We start from the raw sequence: 24,648 nt of genomic DNA, 5'->3' as shown, positions 1-24,648 counted from the left end.
CTCGCCACCTGGCCGGAACGTTCCGCCCCCGGACACGCGAGAGGGGCACCCGCCGGGTGCCCCTCGTCGCTCCGTCCGCCCGCCGGTCAGGGCTGCTCGCGCAGGCCCGCCGACCACTTCTGCTCGACCTTGCCGAACTTCCAGAACGCCATCGCGGCGGCCCAGGTGACCACGAACAGGCCGACGATCAGGTAGCCGACCAGGTTGAGGTCGAGCGATCCGATCCAGCCGACCGGGCCGGTGGTGATGTCCAGCTTCTCGGACAGCAGGCCGACCAGCTCGATCACGCCGATCACCAGCGCGACCAGAACCGAGAGGCCGGTCACGGTCAGGTTGTAGTAGATCTTGCGGACCGGCTTGGAGAATGCCCATTCGTAGGCGAAGTTCATGAACGAGCCGTCGATGGTGTCCAGCAGGCTCATGCCGGCCGCGAACAGGATCGGCAGCACCAGCAGCGCGTACCAGGGCAGCGAGAACGCGGCCGCGCCGCCGGCCAGCACCAGCAGCGACACCTCGGTGGCGGTGTCGAAGCCGAGGCCGAACAGCAGGCCCACCGGGTACATGTGCCAGGGCTTGGTGACCGCCCGGGTGACCCGGCCGAGGATCCGGTTCAGGAATCCGCGCTTGTCGAGCTGGCGCTCCAGCTCGGCCTCGTCGAAGTCGCCCTGCCGCATCCGCCGGAACACCTTCAGGATGCCGTTGAACGCGCCCAGGTTGATCAGGCCGATCAGCACCAGGAAGGTGCCGGAGACCGAGACGCCGATCAGGCCGGTCGCCTTGTGCAGGGTGGAGTCGTCGGACTCCACCTGCCCGGCCAGCGAGCGGATGCCGAACGCCAGCAGCGCGCACAGGCCGAAGACGATCGAGGAGTGCCCGAGCGAGAACCAGAAGCCCACCGAGAGCGGCCGCTTGCCCTGGCCCATCAGCTTGCGGGTGGTGTTGTCGATGGCGGCGATGTGGTCGGCGTCGAAGGCGTGCCGCATGCCCAGGGTGTACGCCGTCAGGCCCATGCCGGCCCCGAACACCTGGCCGCCGACGTCGTAGTGCTTGGGGGCGATGACCGCCAGCAGGGTGAACCACCCGACCACGTGCAGGGCGAGGACGAAGCCGGCCATTCCGGCCAGCCGGATCCACTCCTCGCGGGTGAGCCGGTCGCGCAGACGGGCGGGCGCTGGCATGGGGATTCCTTCCGGGACGGTGACGAGCCGGATCATCCTTCCGTTGATATGCCTGCAATTGCAAGTCATATGCAACTGAGAATCGGGGGCGCGCAGCGATCCGGCCACCCCTTCCGACAATCCGACCGATCGGAAAGCTTCCTGACGGTTCGTGAGCCGAAATCCTTGACCCGGAGGATTGGTCCAGTCCAATCTAGGTGACGCGCTCACCCCAAGCGCACAGGCTCCCACCTGGGCCCGTCGGGCCGCCGCACCTACCGGATTTACCCCCACTGACTCCGGAGGTTCCTCCATGCTTGATCGGGCCACGCCCGCACCCGGGACGACGCGCCGGGCCCCCTCCCGGCGGCGCGCCGGCGCCCTCGTGGTGGCCGCCGCCATGACGGTCGGCTCCACCGCGCTCGCGCTCTCGCTCGGCAGCGCCTCGGCGGCCACCGTCAACCTGCTGGCCAACGGCGACTTCGAGGCCGGCTCGCTGAGCGGCTGGACCTGCACCAGCGGCTCGGTGGCCAACACCGGTGCGCACGGCGGCAGTTACGCGCTGAACGGCAACGCCACGGCCGGCGACACCGGCCAGTGCCAGCAGACCGTCACCGTCCAGCCGAACACCAAGTACACCCTGGCGGGCTGGCTCAAGGGCAACTACGTGTACCTGGGCGCCACCGGCACCGGCGTCAACGCCTCCACCTGGACGCCCGGCGCCGCGAACTGGACCCAGCTGAGCACCACCTTCACCACCGGCGCGAGCACCACCTCGGTGACGGTCTTCACCCACGGCTGGTACGGCGCGGGCGCCTACCAGGCCGACGACCTCAGCCTGACCGGGCCCGACAACGGCGGCTCGCCCAGCCCGTCCACCTCCGCGAGCGGCTCCACCTCGGCCAGCCCCTCGCAGAGCGCCTCCCCCAGCCCGTCCGGCTCCACCTCCTCCTCGCCGTCGCCCTCGCCGAGCTCCAGCTCGTCCAACGGCACCGGCAACGGACCGGCCGGCGACGGCAAGATCACCGTCCCGGGCGGGGTGGCGGTCACCAAGGCCACCTCCAACGCCGTGGTGCTGAAGTGGAACGCTTCCACCGACTCCACCGACAACTACGTCGGCTACAAGGTCTGGTCGAAGGGCCAGCTGGTCGGCACCTCGATGGGCACCTCCGTCGCCGTGTCCTCGCTGCTGCCGAACACCTCGTACACCTTCACCGTCCAGGCGTACGACAAGGCCGGGCACGCCTCCCAGCAGTCCACCGCGGTGACCGTCTCCACCGCCGCCGCGCCCGCCACCGCCAAGCCGTACAAGTCCGCCTACTTCGACCAGTGGTCGGTGTACGACGCCGCCTACTACCCGAAGAACGTCGACACCTCCGGCGCGGCGGGCAAGCTGGACGTCATCTCCTACGCGTTCGAGAACATCCACCCGACCAACCTCAACTGCTTCGAGGCGGTCAAGGCCTCCGACGCCAGCCACGAGGACAACCCGAACGCGGGCGACGGCGCGGCCGACGCGTACGCCGACTACCAGATGGACTTCAGCGGCGCGATCTCGGTCGACGGCAGCGCCGACGACTGGCAGCAGCCGCTGAAGGGCAACTTCAACCAGCTGCGCCAGCTCAAGGCCAAGAACCCGAACCTGCGGGTCACCCTGTCGCTCGGCGGCTGGACCTACTCCAAGTACTTCTCCGACGCGGCCGCCACCGACGCCTCGCGCAAGAAGCTGGTCTCCTCCTGCATCGACATGTTCCTCAAGGGCAACCTGCCGACCGGCGTCGCCGGTGACGCCTCGGGCGGCGCGGCCAGCGCCGCGGGCATCTTCGACGGCATCGACATCGACTGGGAGTACCCGGGCTCGGCCGGCGGCCACACCGGCAACCACTACTCCGCCGCCGACAAGCAGAACTTCACCGCCCTGCTCGCCGAGTTCCGCAGCCAGCTCGACGCGTACGGCTCCAGCGTCGGCAAGAAGTTCCTGCTGACCGCGGCCCTGCCGTCCGGCCAGGACAAGATCCAGTACATCGAGACCAACAAGATCGGCGCGTACCTCGACTACGCCGACATCATGACCTACGACATGCACGGCTCCTGGGACGCCACCGGCCCGACCAACCTCCAGGACCCGCTGCACGACAGCCCCGCCGACCCGACCGTGCCGATCACCCCCGGCACCGCCAAGTACAACGTGGACACCACGATCGCGGCCTACACCACCGGCCTGCCCGAGTACGGCATCACCGGCGGCTTCCCCGCCAACAAGATCATCCTCGGCATCCCGTTCTACTTCCGCGGCTGGACCGGCGTGAGCGCCGGCACCAACTACGGCCTCTACCAGAAGGCCACCGGCCCCACCCCCGCCAAGCCCGGCAGCCAGGAGGCCGGCCTCGCCAGCTGGCGTGAGCTCACCCTGACCGCGCAGAACACCCACTGGGACCCGATCACCGAGTCCACCTGGGTCTACGACGGCACCAACTTCTGGACCGGCGACGACCCCAAGGCCATCCAGGCCCGCGCGGCCTACGCCAAGTCCAAGGGCCTCGGCGGCATGTTCGCCTTCGCCCTGGAGAACGACGACGACAACAGCACCCTCCTGAACACCATCCACAACAGCCTCGGCTGACCCCCACCGAACGGACGGCCCGCCGCACCTTCCCCATGGGTGCGGCGGGCCGTCGCCAATCTCACCCCTGCTGCGCAAGCAACAGCCGGGCCTCCGCACGGAGCGCGTTGTCCTGCCACTCCGGCCAGAACGCCCCACCCGGCAGGACCCGGCGCTCCGAGACCGCCCAGTCCGCCACCACCTCCCGCGCCCCGGCCGGCAGCGGCTCGCCGATCCGCCGCAACGTCGCCAGCGCGAACGCCCCGACCGGCAGCGGGACGAGCAGCTCGGCCAGCACCGGAACGGCCCGCCCGGGGTCGCCGGTGATCCGCCACAGCGCCTCCGCGGCGTGCGCCCGGTTCCACTCGTACCCGTCCGTGAGCCGGCCCTCCACCAGCGGTACCAGCGGCAGCCCGACCGGGCCGAGCAGCGCCGCGTCCTCCAGCGCCCACCCGTCGCGGGCCAGCCGCTCGGCGAGCAGGCGCAGCGCCGGCGCCGGGTCCGCGCCGAGCCGCGCGGCGGCGACGGCCGCGGCGGGCCCGATCATCCGGTCGCCCCCGGCCGCCAACTCGCCCAGCACGCCCAGCAGTTCCGGATCGTCGAGCCCCGACCCGCCGAGCATCCGCACCAGCCGCTCGTGCGGACTCGTCCGCAGCAGTGCGAGCAGTTCGGGCAGCAGCGGTGCCGCGTCCTGCGGGGTGAGCGCGGCAAGGACCCGGTGGGCGGTCACCTTCGGCTCGCTGCAGCACTCGCAGGGCGGGCGCGGGGCCAGTGCCCGGCGCAGCAGCCCGGGATCGCCGGTGCGGGCCGCCAGGGCGTCGAGCGCCGGCGGGTCGGGCTCGGGCACCAGGTCGAGCAGCCGGAGGTCGCCCGCCCGACCGAGCACGAGCTGGGCCGCGCCGGACACCCACCGGTCGGCGTCGAGGACGAACGGCCGCGCCGCTTCGAGGGCCTGGGCCGGATCGGCGCAGTCCACGACCCACCGGGCCAGTGCTTCCATCGTGTACGAGCGCCGGTCCGCCCCGCGCCGCCGCCGCAGCGCGTCCGCCAGCAGCGCGACGCTCTCGGTCTCCCGGTCCCGCCAGTACTCGGACAGCTGCACGGCCCGGCGGGATCCGCGTTCGCCGTGGTCGCCGACCGCGATCCAGGCCGCGGCGATCGCGCGGGTGGCTTCGGCATCCCGGTCCAGCACGTCCCGCACCCGGGTCTCGGTGCTGCCGGCGCCGGGAAAGTCCAGCTCGTGGGAGACGGCGAACGCGGGGTCGCCGCCGTCCTCGGCCAGCACGGCCAACAGCTCGGCCGGATACGGCGCCCCTGCCGTCTCCAGCAGGCCGAGCGCGGCGGTGGCCCGGATCACCGGCTCGGGGTCCGCCAGCGCCGCGCGCATCCGCTCGCCCGCGTCCGGGGCGAGGACGCCCAGCGCCGTCAACGCGTCGGCCCGCACCCGCGCCGACGGATCGCCGTGACGGCAGGCCGTCAGCGCCTCCACCGCGACTGCGACGGCGGCGCCTTCCGCGCGGCAGGCCACCTGCACGGCCTGTCGGCGCACCGCGAGGTCCTCGTCCCGCAACAGGTGCAGCAGGCCCGGCAGTTCTGCCGAGACCCGGGCCGCACCCGCCCGCTCCTCGGCCGTCCCCGGCACCCTCCCGGAGCCGCCCGCTCCCACCAGGAACGCCAGCAGCTCCGCGCGGCGGTGGGTGGCGTGCGCGGCCGCGTGGGCCAGGTACGGCACCGCGGCGACGGTCGCGGGGTACACCGACTCCTGGTGCATCACACTGCCGAACAGCTCGCCCCGCGCCTCGCCGGCCACCGCCGGGTCCTCGTCGTACAGTGCGCGGATCCACTCCGGCACCTCCTCGGCGCTCCCGTACGCGTGTTCCAGCGAAGCCCAGTCGACCAGGTGCAGTTCCTCAGGTGCTCTCACAAGGGCCGAAGGCTAGCCGGGCGGGCCGACAGTCCAAGGGAGTTGGGGAAGCCGGGAGGGGGCTGGGAGGCGGCTGGGAGGTCGATGAGGACGTACCTTACGATCATCGGGTGCCGAGCCTGACCGGAGTCCCGATCCAGATCATCGCCAGCCTGCTGGCCGTCGCCGCCTTCGCCGCCACCATGTGGCTGTGGCCCCGGTTGGGCGGACGGAGTTGGCGGGCGTGGCTCGGGCGGCTGGGGGCGTTCTTCGGGACGCAGATCGCGGTGCTGGCCGCGATGGGCCTGGTCGCCAACTCGTACTTCGGCTTCTACTCGACGTGGAGCGACCTGCTCGGCCTGGACGGCCGTCCGGGCACCGTGGTCGACCACCAGCCGGGCGGCAAGGCGATCTCGGTGACCGGCGAGCAGAAGATGTACTCCTCGCAGGGCTCCGCGCAGGACCGTTCCGGTGTGATCCAGAAGGTCGAGATCCACGGCTCCCGCTCCGGGCTGACCGGCACCCCGGCGTACGTGTACCTGCCGCCGCAGTACTTCCAGCCGGCGTACGCGGGCACCCGGTTCCCGATGCTGCTGGCGCTGTCCGGCTACCCGGGGACGCCGGAGAAGCTGATCTCGCTGCTGCAGTACCCGGCGTCGACGCTGAAGGCGATCGAGGCCAAGGAGATGCCGCCGACGATCCTGGTGATGATGCGCCCCACCCTGGTCGCCAACCGCGACACCGAGTGCATGGACGTCCCGAACGGCCCGCAGGCGGAGACCTTCTTCACCGAGGACCTGCCGAAGGCGATGTCCGCCTCCTACCGGGTGGACGACCGGCCCGAGTCGCGGGCCGTGATCGGCGACTCCACCGGCGGCTACTGCGCCGTCAAGTTCGCGGTGCGCAAGCCGGATTCGTACCGGGCGGCGATCGCGCTGTCGGGCTACTACGAGGTCCACAACGACCCGACCACCGGCGACCTGTTCGGCGGCAGCGCCGAGGTCAAGCAGGACAACGACCTGCTGTGGCGGCTGCAGAACAAGCCCGCGCCGCCGGTCTCGCTGCTGCTGGCCACCAGCCGCAACGAGGAGAACTACCCGGCGACGCAGCAGATGATCGGCGCGTTCAAGGCGCCGACCCAGCTGTCCACCATCACCCTGGACACCGGCGGCCACAACTTCCACACCTGGACCCGGGAGATCCCCCCGGCCCTCACCTGGCTCGGCAGCCGCCTCCCGCAGCCGCAGCCGGTCCCGGCGAGCTGACGGGCCGCCCGCCGCACCCGACGGCGGCGGCCCCCGGTCACCCCGCGCTCAGCCGCCGCACAGCGACAGCATGGTCTTCTTGTCGGCGGGCGTCACCGGCAGCTGGTACTTGAGCGAGACCTGCGCCCAGCGGATCGCGTACGAGCAGTGCACCTCGGTGTTGGCGGGCAGCCAACTCGCCGGGCCGGAGTCGCCCTTGGAGGCGTTCTGCGAGCCGTCCGCCGGGATCAGGTTGAGCGGGTCGTTGGCGATCTGCACCCGCTTGAGCTTGTCCCACTGGGAGGCGCCCTGCTGCCAGTCGTAGGACAGCGGCATGACGTGGTCGATCTGTATCTTCGACGCCTGCTGCTTGGTCCAGTCGACGCTCTTGCCGGTGTACGGGTCCCAGATCGTCATGCCGGTGACGACGCACGCGGAGCCGTCCTTGTGCTCGATCTTCCGGCCGTCGCGGGCCAGCATGTCGTCGCGGGTGCTGCAGCTGTTGTGGCCCATCGCGACGCCGTCCACGTTGTCCGTCCAGGCGGGGCCGAACTGGTCGCGGTCGTAGCCGGTCTTCGGGCCGGCGTCGGCGGTCTTCACCTTGGCGATCAGGTCGCGTCCGGACTTGCGGTCCGCGTCGCTGGTGACGGGGGCCAGGCCGGGCTTGGTGCCGTCCGGGTTCTCCAGCGGGTTGGTGCCCCGGGAGGCCGACTGCGACTGCGGCCCGGCGGTGCTGCTTGCGCCACTGGACGTCTTGTTCCCGGTGGCGGTGCACGCGCCGAGGGCGAGCGAGCCGAGCATCACGGCGGCGACTATGGCGGTACGGCGGGATCGCACGGTGTTCCTCTGCGGGTGGGCGACTCTGACGGCGCACCAGAAGACCAGGAGCCCGAACGGGGGTCAAGGCGGCCACGCCGCAGCATGACCCACCTCACAATCCGGGCATTCCCCATCCGGTACGAACCGTCCGCGCGCGCACCGCGACCGGCAGACTGGGCGGCATGACGGAACTGCGGGTGCCCGCCCTGGTGTTGGCGGCGGGCGGCGGACGGCGGCTGGGCGGACGGCCGAAGGCGCTGCTGTCGTACCGGGGGCGCCCGCTGCTGGAGCACGCGCTGGCGGTGGCCCGGGACGGCGGCTGCGACGGCGCGGTGGCGGTGCTGGGCGCGGCGGCGGACGAGGTCCGGGCGCGCGCCGACACCGGCGACTGCGTGCTGGTCGACAATCCCGACTGGCGCACGGGGCTGTCCTCCTCGCTGCGCGCGGGCCTGGCCGCGCTGCCCGCCGGGGCCGGCGCGGTGCTGGTGCTGCTGGTGGACACCCCGGGCGTGACGGCGGAGGCGGTGCGCCGACTGCTGGCGGTGCGCGCCGGGCGCACGGATCTGGCGGCGTGCGCCTATTCCGGCCGCCGGGCGCACCCGGTGCTGATCGGGGCCGCGCACTTCCCGGAGCTGCTGGCCGGCCCCACCGGCGACGCGGGAGCCCGCGCGCTGCTGGCCCGGCACCCCGTCACCCTCGTGGACTGCACGGATGCGGGCGTCCCCGACGACCTGGACACCCCGGCGGATCTGGCCCGCTGGGGCATCCGCTGAGCGGCCGTCACCTTTCGCCCGCCTCAACCGCACCGGAGGATTCCCTCATTCCGCACCCGCCCGCGGCCCGATCCGCGAGGATGGACGGGATCGTTGCCAGCCCGACCGGAACGGACGGTGACCGCCCATGCCGCTGCCCGAGGACGCCGCAGACCCGGCCCGGTTCTCCCCCGGCTCCCCGTCCGGGGCCAGCGAACTGCGCTGCCCGGCCTGCCGTCGCGAGCACCGCTACGAGCCGCCGAGCCTGCCCTGCCCGTGCGGCGCGCAGCTGCGGGTGCCGCTGCTGCGCGGCGGGGTGCCGGTGCAGGTGCGGTTCCGCTCCTGGGAGGACTCCTGGGTGAGCATGCGCTGCCCGCACTGCGGGCGCAGCGACCAGTGGCCGCAGCCGGAGTTCACCTGCGACTGCGGGGCGACGGTGCGGATGCCGGTGGACCGGGCGCCGAAGCTGCAGAACGCGGGCCCGCGCGCGTCCCGCCCGGCGGAGGCGGCGCGTCCGTACACCACGGCGGTGCCGCCGGTCGCCCCGGCGGAGCCGACCGCGGGCTCGGGCCCGGCCCGGGTGCTGCGTCCGCCGTTCCGCCCGCAGCCGGTGCGCACCCCGCAGGACGCGGTGCTGACGGCGGCCCGCTACCTGCAGTGGCTGGGCTTCGAGGACCTGGAGCTGACGGCCGGCCAGGAGCGCGACTCGACCACGCTGCTGGGCGGCCGGATGGTGGCCCGGGTGGACACCTGGTCGGAGCCGGCCGACGTCCGGACGGTGGAGTGCCTGTGGCTGGAGACGCTGCACGGCGAGCAGGTCGCGGCGGCGATGTTCACCGTCTCCGGCTACTCCCGGCAGGCCGCGGTGCGCGGCGAACAGCTGCTGGTCGCGCTGTTCACGCTGGACGCGGCGGGCATCCCGCAGCCCTCGAACGGGGCGGCCGAGGCGCTGATGGAGACCGGCTGGACGTCCTGACGCGCCGTCACCCCATCGTCACCCGGAAGCGTGGCTTCCGGATCTCCTCGCGCTCGTGATCTGGTGCACAAGCTCCCGCGCGTGTTGAATTGCCGCCACGACGCGGGCCCTTGGGGATTGGGGAGGGTCCGCCGGTCGCTGCATGGCGCGCACAAGGAGGTGGCGTTGTCGGTGCACGGGACTGCCCCGGGGGGCATGGCGGACGTCGTCTGGCGGCTTCGGTCGCGGGGCTGCTGGCAGGAGGCCGCGGACCTGCTCCGCCCGCAGGCCGGCCGGGATCCGACGGCGGCGCTGCAGCGGGCCGAACTGCTGATCGAGCAGTGCCTGTTCACCGCCGACCACTGGGAGCGCGCGGAGGACGCGCTGCGCCTGGCGGAGGCCTCGGTGGCCGGCAGCGAGCACCGCGCCGCGGCCTCCTGCGCCCGCGGCTACCTGGCGTACGTGGCCAGCGTGCTGAGCCGCCGGGACCGGCTGGACGAGGCCCAGGCCGCGCTCGGCCGCACCTCGGCGCTGCTGCCGCCGAAGGCCCCGGGCCGGCCGCTGCTGGACTTCCGGCGCGGACTGGTCGCGGAGAACCTGCTGCACGACCCGGCGGCAGCGCACAGCGCGTACACCCGGGCGCACGAGGGCGCGCGCGAGCGCGGCGACGACCTGCTGCGCTCCTCCACCTGGTGCCACCTGGCGGGGCTGGCCCTGGCGGCCGGCGAACCGGAGCGGGCCCGGGAGGGCTTCGGGGCCGCGCTCAGGCTCCGCGAGCAGCTCGGCTTCACGGTGGGCGTGGCCCCGGCGCTGGCCTCGCTGGCGCAGGTCTCCGAGCCGGCCGAGGCGGACCGGCTGCGCGCCGAGGCGTCCCGGCTGGTGCAGGCGCTCGGCGGCGTCCCGGTGTGGCTGGCGCGGCGGCTGGCCCGGCTCCCCGACCGGGCGGCGGCACCGGACGGCGGCACCCTGCGGGACCTGGGGCACGGCATCAGCTAAGGTGAGCCTTACCTGTCCGGGCCGAGCAGTGGCCCGGACAGGTACACCGCGCCACGCCCGGGCCCCGCTCCCGGGGTACCACCAGGGAGCCCGCGTGACCGCGCACCAGGTCGAGCAGTGCCCCCCGCCCACCGCCGACCGCCTTCCCTGCCAAGGGAGTTGGCACCGCCTCCGCGAGGTCTTCCCGAGCCTGCGGATCCACTCCGAAGCACCGCGCACCGGCCCCGGCTGGACCACCGCCGCCGCCCTCGCCACCGACCCGGCCGCCCTCGACGCCACCCTCGCCTTCGACGAACGCCTCGGCCTGGAGCTCTACGGCGCCCCCACCCGACCGGACGTCACCGCCGGTTTCAGCCTGCACCGCTACGCCTGGCCGGCCGCCCTCGCCTTCACCCTGCCCTGGTTCCTGGAACGCCGGGTCCCGGTCATCCCGGTCGAACGCCTCTCGATCAACCGCACCACCGGCGAACTGACGACCCACCCGGCCGCCTTCCACTGCCTCCCCGACGACCCGGCCGCCGACCGTCCCGACGCCCTCCCCGTCCCGGACCGCCCGGCGCTCGACGCCGCCCTGCGCGCCGCGCTCGCCGAGCACCTCGCGCCGGTGCTCGACGCCTTCCGCCCCCGCGTGCGACGCGGCCCGCGCACTCTCTGGGCGCTCGCCACCGACGACGTGGTGGACGGCCTCTGGTACCTCTCCACCCTGCTCGACGAGGAGCCCAGGGCGGTCGCCGAGCTGACCGCCCTGCTGCCCGGCGGCGCCTCCGGCGCCCCGTTCGTGGGCACCCCGGGCTTCCGCGGGAGCGCCGGCCGCCGGACCAGGACCAGGGTCAGCTGCTGCCTCTTCTACACCGTCCGGCCGACCGAACCCTGTTTCAGCTGCCCTCGCACCAAATAGATCCGACAATCCGTTGATCTAATTCCGGAATTCCCCCCAAATAATGTATTGCTCGCGTTCCGGTCGGTTTTCCGCGCATTTCTCCGCCATGATGGTGACCCCCTCAAGACGCGGAAAGCGAGGCTGGATCAGGTCATGAGACTGTCGGACATACCGCTGGGCTGGGTCGTCGCCGGCGCGGCCGCCATGGTGATCACCGTCGCCCTGCTGGCCGTCGCCCGCAGCCGCTCGGCCGCAGCCACCAACAACGCCAACTCGGATTCCTGGGAACGCGCCCAGGAACGCCGCCGCCGCACCGAATCCCTCTACGGCGGCGCCTCCTACCTGCTGCTCTTCTGCTGCGCCGCGGTCGCCGCCGCCCTCTCCTTCCACGGACTGGTCGGCTTCGGCATCCAGAACCTCGGCCTCTCCGGCGGCTGGGAGTACCTCGTCCCGTTCGGCCTGGACGGCGCCGCCATGTTCTGCTCCGTCCTCGCCGTCCGCGAGGCCAGCCACGGCGACGCGGCGCTCGGCTCCCGCCTGCTGGTCTGGCTGTTCGCCGCGGCCTCCGCCTGGTTCAACTGGGTGCACGCCCCCCGCGGCTTCGGCCACGACGGCGCGCCCCAGTTCTTCGCCGGCATGTCGCTCTCGGCCGCGGTGCTCTTCGACCGCGCCCTCAAGCAGACCCGGGTCGCCGCCCTCCGCGAACAGGGCCTCGTCCCCCGGCCGCTGCCGCAGATCCGCGTGGTGCGCTGGCTCCGCGCCCCGCGCGAGACGTACGCCGCGTGGTCGCTGATGCTCCTCGAAGGCGTCCGCACGCTCGACGAGGCCGTCGAGGAGGTCCGCGACGACAAGCGCACGGCCGCCGAGAACCGGGAGCGCCGCAGGATGGCCTCCCGCCGGGAACGCGCCGAGATCCGCGCCATCGGCCGCCAACCGGGCGCGGGCTGGCGCACCCGCCACACCCGCCAACTCGAACCCGCCCCCGCCCCGGCCACCCCCACGGAGCCCGCCATAGCCCCCGCCGGCCTCCCGGCCACCCCGTCCCACCGCAGCATCGACACCCTCGAACAGAAGCTCAAGGACCTGGAGCAGCAGTACGGCTGAGAGGGTGCGAAACCGAGGGCTGGTGGGCGCGAAACCGAGGGCTGGTGGGTGCGAAACCAGGGGCCCGTGGGGGTACCTCCCGGCCCGCTAGGGCTGGGGGAGAACGGCGGGGTCGAGCTGCGGAGGAGCGACGGGGCGCTGAGCGTTCGGCCCTTTCTGGTCCCCCTTCTTTGACCCGAAACGTACCGACCGCCAGCGGCCCCCGACCACCAGCAGCTCGACCTCGCCGTTCCCCGAGCCCCTGACGGGGCTCCCCCCGCCCCTCAGCTGCTGACCTCGAACCACATCCGCTTGCCCGAGCCGCGAGGCTCCACGCCCCACGCGTCCGCCAGCCCCTCGACCAGCATCAGTCCGCGCCCGGAGGACGCCTGTTCTCCGGGCGTCCGGCGGGTCGGCCACAGGTCGGACTCGTCCTCGACCTCGACCCGCAGGCGGGCCCGTCCCGCCTCCTGGTACAGCCGCGCCGTGAACATCGCGTCCCGGTCGGTGTGCCGGATCGCGTTGGTGACCAGCTCGGACGACAACAGCTCGGCGGTGTCGATGAGTTCGGGCACCCCCCAGCGCCGCAGCGCGTCCCGGAGTTCGGCCCGCAGCTCGGCGATCCGGGCCAGGTCGGCCTGCCCGATCCGGCGGCGCAGCTGCTGCGCGGCCCGCCCGCCGGCCGGCCCGTCCCAGCGCAGCAGCAGGAGCGCGATGTCGTCCTCGCGTTCGCTGGTGTCGGCGGCCTGCGAGGCGATCCGGTCGGCGAGTTCCTCCAGCGGGTCGCGGGGGGATTCCGAGCGGGCCGGCAGCGGTTCGGTGACGGTCTCGCAGAGGCGGGCGAACCCGGTGTCGAGGTCCATGTCGCGGGCTTCGACCAGCCCGTCGGTGAACAGCAGCACGGTCTCCCCGGGGTCGAGGCTGAACCGGGTCACCCGGTACTCCTCGTCGGGCGCGACGCCCAGCGGCAGCCCGCCCGCCACCGGGACGGTGTGCGCGGAGCCGTCGGCCCGGCGCACCACCGGGTCCAGGTGGCCGGCCCGGACGGCGTAGACCACGCCGTAGTCGACGTTGACCTCGGCGTACGTGCAGGTCGCGAAGTGGTCGGTGTCGAGGTCGGCGAGGAAGCGCGAGGCCCGGGCCATCACGGCCGCCGGCGGGTGCCCTTCCGCCGCGTAGGCGCGCAGCGCGATGCGGAGCTGGCCCATGATGCCGGCGGCGTGCACGTCGTGGCCCTGCACGTCGCCGATGACCAGGCCGACGTGGCCGCCGGGGAGCGGGACGACGTCGTACCAGTCGCCGCCGATCTGGAGGCCGGAGCCGGCGGCGAGGTAGCGGACGGCGGTGGTGACGCCGGGGACGGCGGGGACGGTGCGGGGCAGCATGACGCGCTGCAGGCCGGCGGCGAGTTCGTGTTCGGCGTCGTGCAGGCGGGCCCGGGCGAGGGACTGCGCGACCAGTCCGCCGAGGGTGGAGAGCAGGGTGCGCTCGTCGGGGTCGAGTTCCCGGTCGTCGTCGAAGGAGACCACGCAGACGCCGGTGGGGCGGCCGCTGGCGACCAGCGGGAGGAACGCCCAGGAGGAGCGGCCGCTGTTCTCGGCCCAGTCCCAGGCGTCGGGGTAGCGCTCGCGGTACTCCTCGCGGCTGGAGACGAAGATCGGGGCGCGCTGCCGGATCGCTTCGGCGGCGGGGTGGCTGGGGGCGAGCGGGATGCGGTCGAACTGGTCGCTGAGGGTGTTGCGGTAGCCGCTGGAGCCGAGCAGCGCGATCCGGCCGCCTTCGAGCGAGGCGAGGGCGAGCCCGTCGGGGCCGAGGCCGGGCAGCGGGAGTTCGGTGAAGACCCGGGCGACGTCGCGGACGGTGACGGCTTCGGAGAGTGCGCGGGCGGCCTCCTTGATGAAGCGGGAGCGTTCCTCGCGCAGCACGGCGAGCTCGTCGGCGCGTTCGCGCTTGTGGAGTTCGACGGTGGCGTCCCAGACGAAGCCGACCATCCGGGAGGGGCGGCCGAAGGCGTCGGCGAGGACGCGGCCGCGGAAGCGCACGGCGTGCAGTTCGCCGTTGGGGAAGACGGTGCGGTAGTAGGCGCCGCACTGGCCGAGTTCGGCGACGGCGCGTTCGACCCGGCGGCGTACGACCGGCGCGTCCTCGGGGTGCAGCAGCGCGAGGAAGGAGCCGGAGGTGCGGTCGAAGGGCTGGCCGGTCAGGCCGAGGATGGCGCAGGCCCGCCGGTCGCCGACCAGGGCGTCGCGGCGGATGTCCCAGTCGAAGGACCCGATGCCGTTGGCGGCCATCGCCGGTTCGAGCCACTCGGGGGTGGAGTCACCCGTGCGGGTGGGCAGGCCGCGGGCGGTGGACGGCACGGCGCGGCCGGCGGCGGTGCGCAGCGGCTTCGCGGGGGTGCTGTTCCGGGTGGCCTGGGTGGCCTGGGCGGGCGGGGTTCGGCGGGCGGGCCCAGGCGCCTCGGGCTCGGTGGCCATGCTTCTCCTGCCGGTGCCTTGCCTGGCGGCCGCTGGTTTCCGCGTCCCCTGCTGGGCCGGCCCGACCGCGATGGTTGGGTGTGCCTACTGGCACACATTCTCACTAGCCTGTCGTATGTTCGGCAAAGCGGCAATGCCAGTGGGCCGGACGGTACTGATCGCACACGATCCCGTTGGCGGGCCCCCGCCCGAACGGGTCTGCCGGACGGCCGGTCCGGAATTCGCGCCCCCGGTTGGGGGCGGGCCGCGTCAGGGCGCGGACAGCTCGAACCAGGTGACTTTTCCGTCCCCGCGCAGTTGCACGCCCCAGTCGTCGGCGAGTGCCTCGACCAGCAGCAGGCCGCGCCCGGAGGTGGCGTCGTCGTCCGGCTGTCGGCGGCCGGGGAGGCTGCTGGTGCGGTCGTGGACCTCGACCCGCAGGCGCTGTTCGACGGTGAGCTGGGCGTCGAACTCGGCGCCCTTGCCGGTGTGCACCAGCGCGTTGGTGACCAGTTCGGAGGCCAGCAGCTCGGCGGTGTCGGCAAGTTCCGGCACGCCCCAGTGGTCGAGCGCGGCCCGCAGCTCGCGCCGGACGGCGCCCACGGACGGCAGGTCGGCGGCTTCCAGGGAGGCGTGCAGCCGGCGGTGCAGGGCGCACTCCGGCCGGTGCACCGGGGCCGGACTGTGCGGCTGGGCCTTGGGCTGTGACTGAATCTGTGCGGCGCCCTGCTGGTCGAGCGGCTCGCGGCGCGAGGCCGAACGCTGACGCGGGAACCTTGCCTGACCGTCCATCACTCTCGTAAGCCCCCGCCCTCGTCCCGGACGGCCGCTCCGGTCCCCCACCGGTCCGGCGGCCACTTCTGGTCATCCTCATGCCCACTCGGCGGCGTTTGCAACAGCGATCCGGCCCTACGCCCGTGGTGAACGGTGCGCAAGGGCGTGCGCGGGCACACGGACGAGCCGGGGCGCGCCCGCCCCGATCCGGGCCCCGGCGAAAGCTTTCGCCGGGGCCCGGAAGGGCGGATGTCAGCCGAGGCGCCAGCCCTGGTTGGCCCCGCTGGTGCAGTCCCACAGCCGGGCGGGCGCGCCGTTGTCGGTGCGCCAGTCGGCGATCTCCAGGCACTTGCCGACGGCGGCGCCCCAGTAGGCGGCGTCGGTCTGGAGCTTGCCCGGGTAGTTGCGCCAGATCTGGTTGCCGCCCCAGTTGCACGGCCACTGGTTGGCGGTGGCGCCGTTGGAGGCGTTGAAGCCGCCGATCTCCAGGCACTGGCCGCTGTTGGCGTTGCGGTAGTAGCGGATGCCGGGGTCGACGCGGTCGGCGATCTCGTCCCACTGCTGGTTGGCGCCGCCGGTGCAGTCCCACTGGCGGACGGGCGCACCCGCGTCGGTGCGCCAGTCGGCGACCTCCAGGCACTTGTTGCTGTTGTTGTTGATCAGGCGGACGGATCCGACCTTGTACGGCTGCGCGGCGGAGGCCGGGGCGACGAAGCCCACGGCGAGGGTGGCGGTGCCGGCCAGGACGGCCAGCGAGCGGGCGGCGGTGCGGATGCGCATGTACGTCCCCCAAGGAAGTGGCGTGCGGTCATTGGCGGTGCGTCGGCTCGTCCCCGGTGCGATCCTCGCACGGTCCGATCATCAGCTCCGCCCCTTGAGCACCATTCCTGCACACCATCCCCCCGGTTCCCACGCACCCCTTCCGTGCGCCTGCGGGGCGGCCCGGGCCCGCCGCCGGAGGCTGGACATCACGGGCGGCCGCGGGTTCAATGGGGCCACACGTTTGAACGGCGTTCTAAACTCTGTCCGACCATCCTCCGTCCACCCTCGACGAGCGAGGCACCGTGCGACTGACTCCCACCGAACGGGACCGGCTGCTGATCTTCACCGCGGCCGAGCTGGCCCGCGCCCGACGGGCGCGCGGCGTGCGATTGAACGTGCCGGAGGCGACGGCGCTGATCGCCGACACCGTCTGCGAGGCGGCCCGCGACGGCCGCCGGCTGGCCGAGGCGATCGAGGCCGGGCGCAGCGTGCTGAGCGCCGCCGACGTGCTGCCGGGCGTGCCGGACGTGGTGACGGTGGTGCAGGTGGAGGCGGTGTTCGACGACGGGACGCGGCTCGCCGTGGTCAACGACCCGTTCCGCGGCGCGGGTTCGCTGGGCGAGGGGGCGCCGGGCGCGGCGCTGCCGGGCGCCGGGGCGGGCTACGACCCGGTGGAGGAGGCGCTGCTGCTGCCGGTGCACAACACCGCCTCGGTGCCGATCTCGGTGACCTCGCACTTCCACTTCTTCGAGTCCAACCCGCGCCTGGCCTTCGACCGGGCCGCCGCCTACGGCATGCACCTGGCGGTGCCGGCCGGCTCCTCGGTGCGCTTCGACCCGGGCGCCACGGTCGAGGTCGGCCTGGTGCCGATCGGCGGCGAGCGGGTCGCGATCGGCTTCGCCGGGCTGGTGGACGGGCCGCTGGACGCGCCGGGCGCGAAGGACGCGGCGCTGGCCAAGGCCCGGGCGACCGGCTACCTGACCGAGTTCGACGACGCGCAGCCCGAGCAGTGAAGGAAGGCCAAGCATGAGCGCCATCTCCCCGCACGACTACATCTCGGTGCACGGCCCGCGGGCCGGCGACCGGGTCCGCCTCGGCGACTCGGGGCTGATCGTCCGGGTCGAGTCGGACTCGCAGGCGCCGGGCGACGAGTTCCTCGCCGGGTTCGGCAAGACCGCCCGCGACGGCCTGCACCTCAAGCCGGCCGCGGTCCGCGAGACCTGCGACGTGGTGATCTCCAATGTGCTGGTGATCGACGCGGTGCAGGGCATCCGGAAGACCTCGATCGGCATCCGGGCGGGCCGGATCTCGGCGATCGGCCGGGCCGGCAACCCGGACACCCTGGACGGCGTGGAGGTGGTGGTCGGCACCGGCACCACGATCGTCTCCGGCGAGGGCCTGATCGCCACCGCCGGCGCCATCGACACCCACGTCCACCTGCTGTCGCCGCGGATCATGGAGGCGTCCCTGGCCTCCGGCGTGACCACCATCATCGGGCAGGAGTTCGGCCCGGTCTGGGGCGTCGGCGTCAACTCGCCGTGGGCGCTGCGGCACGCGTTCAACGCCTTCGACGCCTGGCCGGTCAACATCGGCTTCCTGGGCCGGGGTTCGTCCTCCGACCCGGCGCCGCTGGTGGAGGCGCTGGCCGAGGGCGGCGCGTCCGGTTTCAAGGTGCACGAGGACATGGGCGCGCACACCCGGGCGCTGGACACCGCGCTGCGGGTCGCCGAGGAGTACGACGTCCAAGTGGCGCTGCACACCGACGGGTTGAACGAGTGCCTGTCGGTGGAGGACACCCTCGCGGTGCTGGAGGGGCGGACCATCCACGCCTTCCACATCGAGGGCTGCGGCGGCGGCCACGTGCCGAACGTGCTGAAGATGGCCGGCGTGGAGAACGTGATCGGCTCCTCCACCAACCCGACCCTGCCGTTCGGCCGGGACGCGCTGGGCGAGCACTACGACATGATCGTCTCCGCGCACGACCTCAAGCCGGACCTGCCGGGCGACGCCGCGATGGCCCGCGACCGGATCCGGGCCGGCACCATGGGCGCCGAGGACGTGCTGCACGACCTCGGGGTCATCGGCATCACCTCCTCCGACGCCCAGGGCATGGGCCGGGCCGGCGAGACGGTGCGCCGCACCTTCGCGATGGCCGGCAAGATGAAGGCCGAGCTCGGCCCGCTGGACGGCGCCGGCTCGTACGGCACCGCCGAGGGCGGCGACGACAACGAGCGGGTGCTGCGCTACATCGCCAAGCTGACCGTCAACCCGGCGATCGCGCACGGGCTTTCGCACGAGGTCGGTTCGATCGAGGTCGGCAAGCTGGCCGACATCGTGCTGTGGCGCCCCGACCACTTCGGCGCCAAGCCGCAGCTGGTGCTGAAGGCCGGCTTCCCCGCGTACGGCGTGGTGGGCGACCCGAACGCCTCCACCGACCGGTGCGAACCCCTGGTGCTGGGACCGCAGTTCGGCGCGCACGGCGCCACCGCCGCCGACCTCTCGGTGGCGTTCGTCGCCCAGGCCGCCGCCGACTCCGCCTACCTGGACGTGGCCGGGGACCAACTGCCCACCCGCAGGCGGCGGGTGGGCGTGCGCGGCACCCGGGGCATCGGCCCGCGCTCGATGCTGCGCAACGGCCGGATCGGGCAGGTCGACGTCTCGGCGACCGGCCTGGTCTCGCTGGACGGCGAGCCGCTGCGCTCCGCGCCCGCCGACTCGGTCTCCCTCAGCCGCCTGTACTTCCTGTGAACTCCCCTCACTCCCTTAGGACTTGCCCCTCATGACCTCCCCCACCCCCGCCTCGCTCGGCTTCCGGATGCCCGCCGAATGGCATCCGCACGAGCGCACCTGGATGGCGTTCCCGACCCCGAACCCGACCTTCGACGGCGCCGAGCAGCTGGACGCGGCCCGCCGCGCCTGGGCCGAGGTCGCCAACACGATCGTCCGCCACGAGCCGGTCACCCTGGTGGTCAACACCGGCGAGAGCGAGCAGGCCCGCCCGTACCTCTCCCCCGAGGTGGAGATCGTCGAGCGCCCGCTGAACGACGCCTGGATGCGCGACATCGGCCCGTCCTTCCTGCTCGACGACAAGGGCGAACTGGCCGCCGCCGACTGGGTGTTCAACGGCTGGGGCGCCCAGTCCTGGGCCCGCTGGGAGCACGACCAGCACATCGCCGAGCAGGTCAGCGAGCTGGCCGGGGTGCGGCGCTTCGCCTCCCGGCTGATCAACGAGGGCGGCGGCATCCACGTGGACGGCGAGGGCACCGTCCTGGTCACCGACACCGTGCAGCTCGGCGAGGGCCGCAACGCCGACTGGACCCGCGAGCAGGTCGAGGCCGAGCTGCACGCGTACCTCGGCACCACCAAGGCGATCTGGCTGCCGCGCGGACTGACCCGCGACTACGACGAGTTCGGCACCCGCGGGCACATCGACATCGTCGCCGCCTTCGTCCGCCCCGGCACCGTCGTGGTGCACGCGCAGCCCGACCCGGCGCACCCCGACCACGCGGTCTGCCGGGAGCTCGCCGACCTGCTGCGCTCCGCCACCGACGCCCGCGGCCGCACCCTGGAGGTCATCGAACTCCAGGCCCCCACCGTGCTGTTCGACGAGGACGGCGAGCCGGTCGACTACTCCTACATCAACCACTACGTGGCCAACGGCGTCGTCGTGCTGTGCGCCTTCGACGACCCGCGCGACCAGCAGGCCAAGGCCGTCCTGGAGAAGGCCTACCCGGGCCGCGCCGTCGAGCTGGTCGACGCCCGCGAGATCTTCGCCAACGGCGGCGGCATCCACTGCATCACGCAGCAGCAGCCGAAGGCCTGACCCGCACACGGCCGCGGGCCGGAACCTCCGAGGAGGTTCCGGCCCGCGGCCGTTCCGCGCCGCCCGGTCAGTGGCGGCGCCGGGGGCGGCGGTACGTCACCGCGCAGAGCACGGTGCCGCCGACGGTGAGCACGCCCGCGACCGCGGCGAGCACGCCGCCCGGCAGGTCGGTGCCGGTGTGCGGCAGGCTGCCGCCCTCACCGCTGTGCTCGGCGGACGGCGACGCCGAGGGCTCCGGGCCCTGTGACGGCGAGGCCGAGGGCGAGGTGGACGGCGACGGGGACGGGGACGGCGAGGGGCTGGTGGCCGGCAGGACAAGGCCCATGTCCAGGTCCAGGTCGCGCTGCCCGCCCGCCAGGGTGACGGTCTGGGTCAGGCCGGTGGCGGGGTCGGCGTCGGAGTCGAGCGCCGGGTCGGAGCCCGCGTGCCGGACGGTGACCTTGGCGTCCTTGGGGATCGTGGTGAGGTCGAAGTGCACCTGGTAGGCGCCGTCCGGCAGGTTGTCGAACAGGTAGTGGCCGTTCGCGTCGGTGACCGCGGTGACCGGGTTGCCGTTCAAGTCGCGCACGGGCTGTCCGTTGCCGTCCAGCAGGGCCACGTGCACGCCCTGGACGCCGGGCTCGCCGGGCTGCTGGACGCCGTCGTGGTTGAGGTCGTCCCAGACGAAGTCGCCGAGCGCATTCTCGGACGCGGCGGTCCGTTCCACGGCCACGCCGACCTTGGCGGGTTCCGCGGGCAGCAGCTGGCGGCCGGTCGCGTCGGTGGCGGTGTACGCGAAGGAGTTCCAGGCGTACGCCGCGTCCGGCGCGTCGAACGGCACCACCATCGGCCACTCCAGCGTGAAGGACTCGCCGGGCGCGAGGGTGCCGGGGCGCCCGATCCGGAACCAGGTGGCGACGCCCGGCCCGGGGAAGGCCGCCGTCCACACCGCGTTCGGGTTGCAGCCGGGGTCGGAGGCGGGCGGCAGCACGGCAGGGACGCACGGGTGCTTGTCGGTGGTGTACTCGACCGTCACGGTCGGGTCGGAGCTGGTGATCGGGCTGCTCAGCGACGGCGCCCAGGCACTGCCGCGGGCCGCCGAGGGCGTCAGCACGTAGCCGTCACCGGGCGTCGGCAGCTTGTCGTAGGCGAGGAACTCGGTGACCGGGTCCGGCGAGTCGTTGCGGACGGTCATCCGGTAGGACGCCCGGCCGCCGGGGGTCGCGGCACCCATCGGCCCGAAGCCGGAGTCCAGGTCGCCCTGCACCTCCTTGTAGGAGCGCAGCACGCTCGGCACCTGCACCTCGACGTTCGAGGCGGCGTGGCACATGGTCTCGGTGCGGTCGCCGTCGCCGTTCAGGTCGAGCGTGTCGGGGACGCCCGTGCTGGTGCCGTTGTAGTAGCAGGCGACGGGCACGGTCGGCCGGTCGGCGGTGACGAACACCTGGTTGGTGAGCGTCCCGGCCCGGACGCTGGCCGCGACCTGCACGTCGAACTGCACCCGGTAGGCCAGCGCGTCGTTCAGGTACGTCATGTCGGGCGCGCCGGCCGGCCAGGTCATCTTGATGATCTGGGCGCCGTCCGCACCGGGCGTGACCTCCACGGACTCCGGGAGCTTGGCGTCCGGGTAGCCGGGGCTGGGGCGCAGCGAGCCCTCCACGTAGACCAGCCCGGCGGGCAGCACGTCGTACAGCACCAGCGGCCGGTCCAGCGCGCGCCCGCTGCGGTTGTAGGGGACGACCTCGAAGGTGGCGCGGCCGCCGGCGTTGGTCACGGCCCCGGCGACGGTGGTCTTGGACGCGCCGAGGTTGGTGGCGGCGGCGACGGTGGTCTCGGCGCAGCCGGTGGCCGCGGAGGTGGTGACGCCGTCGGTGGCGGTGTTGTCGACGCAGTTGGTGAGCAGCTCGGGTGCGGGGCGGCCGTCGTGGCCGGGGGTGACGACCTGGGTGACGACCTGGACGCCGCCGCCCGGGGACCAGCCGGTGGGCAGCGGGCCGTTCCAGGTCAGCCGCAGCCCGTCCAGCCAGCGGCCGGCGGGCAGGCCGAGTTCGTCGTTGGCGGGGTCGCCGGCGCCCTCGGCGAAGGTGATCCGCCGGGTGCTCGACCCGTCGAACGGGGTGCCGGGGGTGAAGGTCAGCCAGGTCGGGTCGCCGTTCAGCCGGTACTGGAAGGTGAGGACGATGCCGGGCGGGTTCCACGCGTCGAGCTGGACGGTCTGCGGGAACAGCCAGTTGTAGAGGCCCTCGGTGGTGCCGGTGCCCGGGTCGGTCATGGTGAGCGAGGTGGCGGGCGCCGAGGCGTTGGTGGCGAACAGGCTGAAGCTGTTCAGGTCGCCGGAGACGCTGTGCTCGCCCCAGGACTTGGCGGCGGTGACCTCGACGCCGGTGCCGGGTTCCTGGAAGACGCCGGTGGTGGCGTCGGCGGTGGACAGGCCCCGCTCCGGTTCGGCGCCGAGCGGGTCGCCGAGCAGTTCGACGTGGTTGGTGGAGGTGGTGCCGGCCGCGAACGGCGGGTCCGGGTAGTTCACCACCAGCACGCCCGGGATCCGGCAGCCCGGCTGGCCGTTGGCGGCCCGGAACTCGCCGATGTCGTAGCTCCAGGTGTTCGGGCCGGGCCCGACCTGGGTCCAGCCGGGCGACCGTCCGGTGTCGACGACGGCGCCGGCCGGCAGGGTGTCCAGCAGCCGGCTGGCGTCCAGGTCGACGTTCGGGCCGGCCGTGGAGCAGGCGCTGAACTGGTAGGTGACGGTCCGTCCGTCGGCGCTGGCGGTCTGCACGCCCTTGGTGACGTCGTAGACCGGTTCGACCTGCGCGGTGACGGTGGCGGAGCTGCTCTGCGGGGTCTCGCCCTGGGCGGTCAGCTGCGCCGTGTTGGCGGCCGAAGTGCCGTTCGCCGTCGTGAAGTTGGGGAAGCGCGTGACGACGGTGATGGTGGCCGTGGTGCCCGGGCTGAGGTCGAGCAGGTGGATGTCGAGCGCACCGCCCGTGCTGCCGGCGGCCGGCACGGTCGAGTTGGCCACGTCCACGGTGGTGGGGTCGGGCGACCAGCCGACGAACTCCAGCCCGGCGGGCAGCGTGTCGGTGATGCGGCCGCCCACGCACTCCTGCACGGAGCAGGTGTACTGCAGGGTGAAGGTGACGTTCTCCCCCGGCGCTGCGGTGGACTTGTCGACGGTCTTGGTGAACGAGATCGCGGCGTGCGCCGGCGGGGCCAGAGCACCGCTGCCCAGCAGCGAGCCGGCCAGCAGCGCCAGGACGGAGGCGATCCGTCCCGAACGAAGGGGAGTACGCATACCGAGCAGTTGATCCGACAGGATGTGGGCACATCACTGCGGCGCGAATCGAAATGACCCCCTTTCACCCGATCGGCCCAGCCGATCCGCCCGCTCGACGGACACCCCTGCGCCGACCGGTCGTCCGGTCGCCGGTACCCCGCTCCGGATGATCTCCGATATCCGGCCTCCGCACACCCGTCTGCGGTTAGCATGCCCGTGCGGCGCCAGGGGGGCGCCCGCCCAGCATTGGGGGAACCACGCATGCGCATCCGCGCGAAGGGGCTCACCGCCCTGCTCCTCGGCTCGCTGCTCGCCGTCGGCGCCACCGCCGCACCGCAGGCCGGCGCCACCACCACGACGCGCGGTCTGGAGATCGGCGTCCCGGCGTACGTCCACCCGAACGAGCCGATGCTGCTCGACGTCCAGGCCGCGCAGCCCGCACCGTCGATCGTCATCCTCAACCCGAACAACGGCCTCGACCCGTTCAACGCCTCCTGGCAGGCCCAGGCCGACGGGCTGCGCGCCCGCACCACCGCCGCCGGCGAGCACACCAAGGTGCTCGGCTACGTGCACACCGCGTGGGCCACCCGGGACAAGGCCGCCGTGCTGAACGACGTCCGCAACTACCTGGTCACCGCCGACGGGAAGCTGCACGTCGACGGCATCTTCTTCGACACCAGCAGCCGCAACTGCGGTGCGAACAACGTCGAACGCGACTACTACCTCGACCTGCGCCAGCAGGTGCAGGCGATCGTCCACTCCATCGACCCGGCAGCGCAGGAACTGGTGGTGAACAACCCCGGCACCGCCGTCCAGGACTGCTTCCTGGAGCCCGGCAAGCGCACCGCCGACACCTTCGTCACCTTCGAGGGCACCTACGACAACTACGTCAACCACTACCTCGGCGGCAACGTCTTCAACCTGACCGCCGGCTACTACTCCGGCGCCGGGTTCGACCCCGACGGCACCTCCTACTGGCACCTGATCCACGCCACCCCCGACGCCGCCGCCATGCAGACCGCCCTCGGCACCGCGTTCGCCCGCGGCGCCGGGTACGCGTACGCCACCAACGACGTCGAGGACAACCCCTGGGACGCCAGCCCCGCCTGGGGCTTCAGCGCGGAGACCGCCTGTGCGCCTGGGGCCTGTACTTCACCGACCCGGCGGGCAACCTGTTCGAGGTCATGAC

Annotated in this window: 18 protein-coding genes; 11 read left to right on the top strand and 7 right to left on the bottom strand. The window is 73.2% G+C overall.

The features are described from left to right. Window positions 1-86: 86 nt before the first annotated feature. Window positions 87-1,178 carry a HoxN/HupN/NixA family nickel/cobalt transporter gene (locus ACWEMJ_RS23340; protein WP_452139042.1) on the bottom strand — a complete coding sequence of 364 codons (1,092 nt, stop codon included), beginning with the start codon at window positions 1,176-1,178 and terminating at the stop codon, window positions 87-89. A 292-nt stretch (window positions 1,179-1,470) separates the two neighbouring features. Here ACWEMJ_RS23340 and ACWEMJ_RS23335 point away from each other — a divergent pair, with 292 nt between their 5' ends. Next, on the top strand, window positions 1,471-3,780 hold the full coding sequence (locus tag ACWEMJ_RS23335; protein ID WP_452139041.1) for a glycosyl hydrolase family 18 protein: 2,310 nt from the start codon (window positions 1,471-1,473) through the stop codon (window positions 3,778-3,780). A gap of 61 nt (window positions 3,781-3,841) precedes the next feature. Here ACWEMJ_RS23335 and ACWEMJ_RS23330 read toward each other — a convergent pair whose 3' ends face one another. After that, window positions 3,842-5,683, bottom strand: a complete 1,842-nt coding sequence (locus ACWEMJ_RS23330; RefSeq protein ID WP_452139040.1) for a hypothetical protein — start codon at window positions 5,681-5,683, stop codon at window positions 3,842-3,844. A 110-nt stretch (window positions 5,684-5,793) separates the two neighbouring features. Between ACWEMJ_RS23330 and ACWEMJ_RS23325 the strand changes: the two genes are divergently transcribed. Continuing rightward, on the top strand, window positions 5,794-6,927 hold the full coding sequence (locus ACWEMJ_RS23325) for an alpha/beta hydrolase (protein WP_452139039.1): 1,134 nt from the start codon (window positions 5,794-5,796) through the stop codon (window positions 6,925-6,927). 48 nt (window positions 6,928-6,975) lie between these two features. Here the strand turns inward: ACWEMJ_RS23325 and ACWEMJ_RS23320 are convergent, their stop codons facing one another. Continuing rightward, window positions 6,976-7,707 (bottom strand): HNH endonuclease family protein, encoded by a 732-nt coding sequence (locus ACWEMJ_RS23320; RefSeq protein WP_452139061.1) that lies wholly within the window; start codon window positions 7,705-7,707, stop codon window positions 6,976-6,978. Window positions 7,708-7,907: 200 nt separating this feature from the next. On the opposite strand from ACWEMJ_RS23320, the gene ACWEMJ_RS23315 reads away from it, so the two are divergent. From ACWEMJ_RS23315 to ACWEMJ_RS23295, 5 genes are all read left to right on the top strand, one after another. Next, window positions 7,908-8,498, top strand: a complete 591-nt coding sequence (locus ACWEMJ_RS23315; RefSeq protein ID WP_452139038.1) for a nucleotidyltransferase family protein — start codon at window positions 7,908-7,910, stop codon at window positions 8,496-8,498. 127 nt (window positions 8,499-8,625) lie between these two features. Beyond that, window positions 8,626-9,453 (top strand): hypothetical protein, encoded by an 828-nt coding sequence (locus ACWEMJ_RS23310; protein ID WP_452139037.1) that lies wholly within the window; start codon window positions 8,626-8,628, stop codon window positions 9,451-9,453. A 195-nt stretch (window positions 9,454-9,648) separates the two neighbouring features. Next, window positions 9,649-10,428 carry a hypothetical protein gene (locus ACWEMJ_RS23305; RefSeq protein ID WP_452139036.1) on the top strand — a complete coding sequence of 260 codons (780 nt, stop codon included), beginning with the start codon at window positions 9,649-9,651 and terminating at the stop codon, window positions 10,426-10,428. Between the two features lie 94 nt (window positions 10,429-10,522). Then, window positions 10,523-11,326, top strand: a complete 804-nt coding sequence (locus ACWEMJ_RS23300) for an iron-sulfur protein (RefSeq protein WP_452139035.1) — start codon at window positions 10,523-10,525, stop codon at window positions 11,324-11,326. A 135-nt stretch (window positions 11,327-11,461) separates the two neighbouring features. Next, window positions 11,462-12,412 (top strand): DUF2637 domain-containing protein, encoded by a 951-nt coding sequence (locus tag ACWEMJ_RS23295; protein WP_452139034.1) that lies wholly within the window; start codon window positions 11,462-11,464, stop codon window positions 12,410-12,412. A 263-nt stretch (window positions 12,413-12,675) separates the two neighbouring features. Here the strand turns inward: ACWEMJ_RS23295 and ACWEMJ_RS23290 are convergent, their stop codons facing one another. The 3 genes from ACWEMJ_RS23290 to ACWEMJ_RS23280 all read right to left on the bottom strand — a co-directional run bounded on the left by ACWEMJ_RS23290 (window position 12,676) and on the right by ACWEMJ_RS23280 (window position 16,401). Beyond that, on the bottom strand, window positions 12,676-14,868 hold the full coding sequence (locus ACWEMJ_RS23290; RefSeq protein WP_452139033.1) for a SpoIIE family protein phosphatase: 2,193 nt from the start codon (window positions 14,866-14,868) through the stop codon (window positions 12,676-12,678). 249 nt (window positions 14,869-15,117) lie between these two features. Next, the gene (locus ACWEMJ_RS23285) at window positions 15,118-15,519 is read right to left on the bottom strand and encodes an ATP-binding protein (protein ID WP_452139032.1); all 402 of its coding nucleotides are present in this window, start codon (window positions 15,517-15,519) and stop codon (window positions 15,118-15,120) included. A gap of 354 nt (window positions 15,520-15,873) precedes the next feature. Next, a complete protein-coding gene (locus ACWEMJ_RS23280) occupies window positions 15,874-16,401 on the bottom strand; it encodes an RICIN domain-containing protein (RefSeq protein ID WP_452139031.1) in 528 nt (175 codons plus the stop codon). 284 nt (window positions 16,402-16,685) lie between these two features. Here ACWEMJ_RS23280 and ureA point away from each other — a divergent pair, with 284 nt between their 5' ends. The 3 genes from ureA to ACWEMJ_RS23265 are packed head-to-tail and all read left to right on the top strand — an operon-like array spanning window position 16,686 to window position 20,206. Next, window positions 16,686-17,396 carry an urease subunit gamma gene (gene ureA, locus ACWEMJ_RS23275; RefSeq protein ID WP_452139030.1) on the top strand — a complete coding sequence of 237 codons (711 nt, stop codon included), beginning with the start codon at window positions 16,686-16,688 and terminating at the stop codon, window positions 17,394-17,396. A gap of 13 nt (window positions 17,397-17,409) precedes the next feature. Continuing rightward, window positions 17,410-19,131, top strand: a complete 1,722-nt coding sequence (locus ACWEMJ_RS23270; RefSeq protein ID WP_452139029.1) for an urease subunit alpha — start codon at window positions 17,410-17,412, stop codon at window positions 19,129-19,131. 31 nt (window positions 19,132-19,162) lie between these two features. Beyond that, a complete protein-coding gene (locus ACWEMJ_RS23265; protein ID WP_452139028.1) occupies window positions 19,163-20,206 on the top strand; it encodes an agmatine deiminase family protein in 1,044 nt (347 codons plus the stop codon). A gap of 67 nt (window positions 20,207-20,273) precedes the next feature. Here the strand turns inward: ACWEMJ_RS23265 and ACWEMJ_RS23260 are convergent, their stop codons facing one another. Beyond that, entirely contained in the window at window positions 20,274-23,477 is a 3,204-nt protein-coding gene (locus tag ACWEMJ_RS23260) for an SdrD B-like domain-containing protein (protein ID WP_452139027.1), read from the bottom strand. 243 nt (window positions 23,478-23,720) lie between these two features. Between ACWEMJ_RS23260 and ACWEMJ_RS23255 the strand changes: the two genes are divergently transcribed. After that, a complete protein-coding gene (locus ACWEMJ_RS23255) occupies window positions 23,721-24,647 on the top strand; it encodes a spherulation-specific family 4 protein (protein WP_452139026.1) in 927 nt (308 codons plus the stop codon). Window position 24,648: the final 1 nt, after the last annotated feature.

The organism is Kitasatospora sp. NPDC004531, from assembly GCF_053602195.1.
This window is presented reverse-complemented; position numbering and strand designations above follow the sequence as displayed.

Excerpts from the sequence above, each read along its gene's own strand:
- ACWEMJ_RS23255 (WP_452139026.1), top strand. The coding sequence starts at position 23,721 with ATGCGCATCCGCGCGAAGGGGCTCACCGCCCTGCTCCTCGGCTCGCTG.
- ACWEMJ_RS23305 (WP_452139036.1), top strand. The coding sequence starts at position 9,649 with ATGGCGGACGTCGTCTGGCGGCTTCGGTCGCGGGGCTGCTGGCAGGAG.
- ACWEMJ_RS23265 (WP_452139028.1), top strand. The coding sequence starts at position 19,163 with ATGACCTCCCCCACCCCCGCCTCGCTCGGCTTCCGGATGCCCGCCGAA.
- ACWEMJ_RS23310 (WP_452139037.1), top strand. The coding sequence starts at position 8,626 with ATGCCGCTGCCCGAGGACGCCGCAGACCCGGCCCGGTTCTCCCCCGGC.
- ACWEMJ_RS23290 (WP_452139033.1), bottom strand. The coding sequence starts at position 14,868 with ATGGCCACCGAGCCCGAGGCGCCTGGGCCCGCCCGCCGAACCCCGCCC.
- ACWEMJ_RS23335 (WP_452139041.1), top strand. The coding sequence starts at position 1,471 with ATGCTTGATCGGGCCACGCCCGCACCCGGGACGACGCGCCGGGCCCCC.
- ACWEMJ_RS23270 (WP_452139029.1), top strand. The coding sequence starts at position 17,410 with ATGAGCGCCATCTCCCCGCACGACTACATCTCGGTGCACGGCCCGCGG.
- ACWEMJ_RS23340 (WP_452139042.1), bottom strand. The coding sequence starts at position 1,178 with ATGCCAGCGCCCGCCCGTCTGCGCGACCGGCTCACCCGCGAGGAGTGG.
- ACWEMJ_RS23315 (WP_452139038.1), top strand. The coding sequence starts at position 7,908 with ATGACGGAACTGCGGGTGCCCGCCCTGGTGTTGGCGGCGGGCGGCGGA.
- ACWEMJ_RS23295 (WP_452139034.1), top strand. The coding sequence starts at position 11,462 with ATGAGACTGTCGGACATACCGCTGGGCTGGGTCGTCGCCGGCGCGGCC.
- ACWEMJ_RS23260 (WP_452139027.1), bottom strand. The coding sequence starts at position 23,477 with ATGCGTACTCCCCTTCGTTCGGGACGGATCGCCTCCGTCCTGGCGCTG.
- ACWEMJ_RS23280 (WP_452139031.1), bottom strand. The coding sequence starts at position 16,401 with ATGCGCATCCGCACCGCCGCCCGCTCGCTGGCCGTCCTGGCCGGCACC.
- ACWEMJ_RS23320 (WP_452139061.1), bottom strand. The coding sequence starts at position 7,707 with ATGCTCGGCTCGCTCGCCCTCGGCGCGTGCACCGCCACCGGGAACAAG.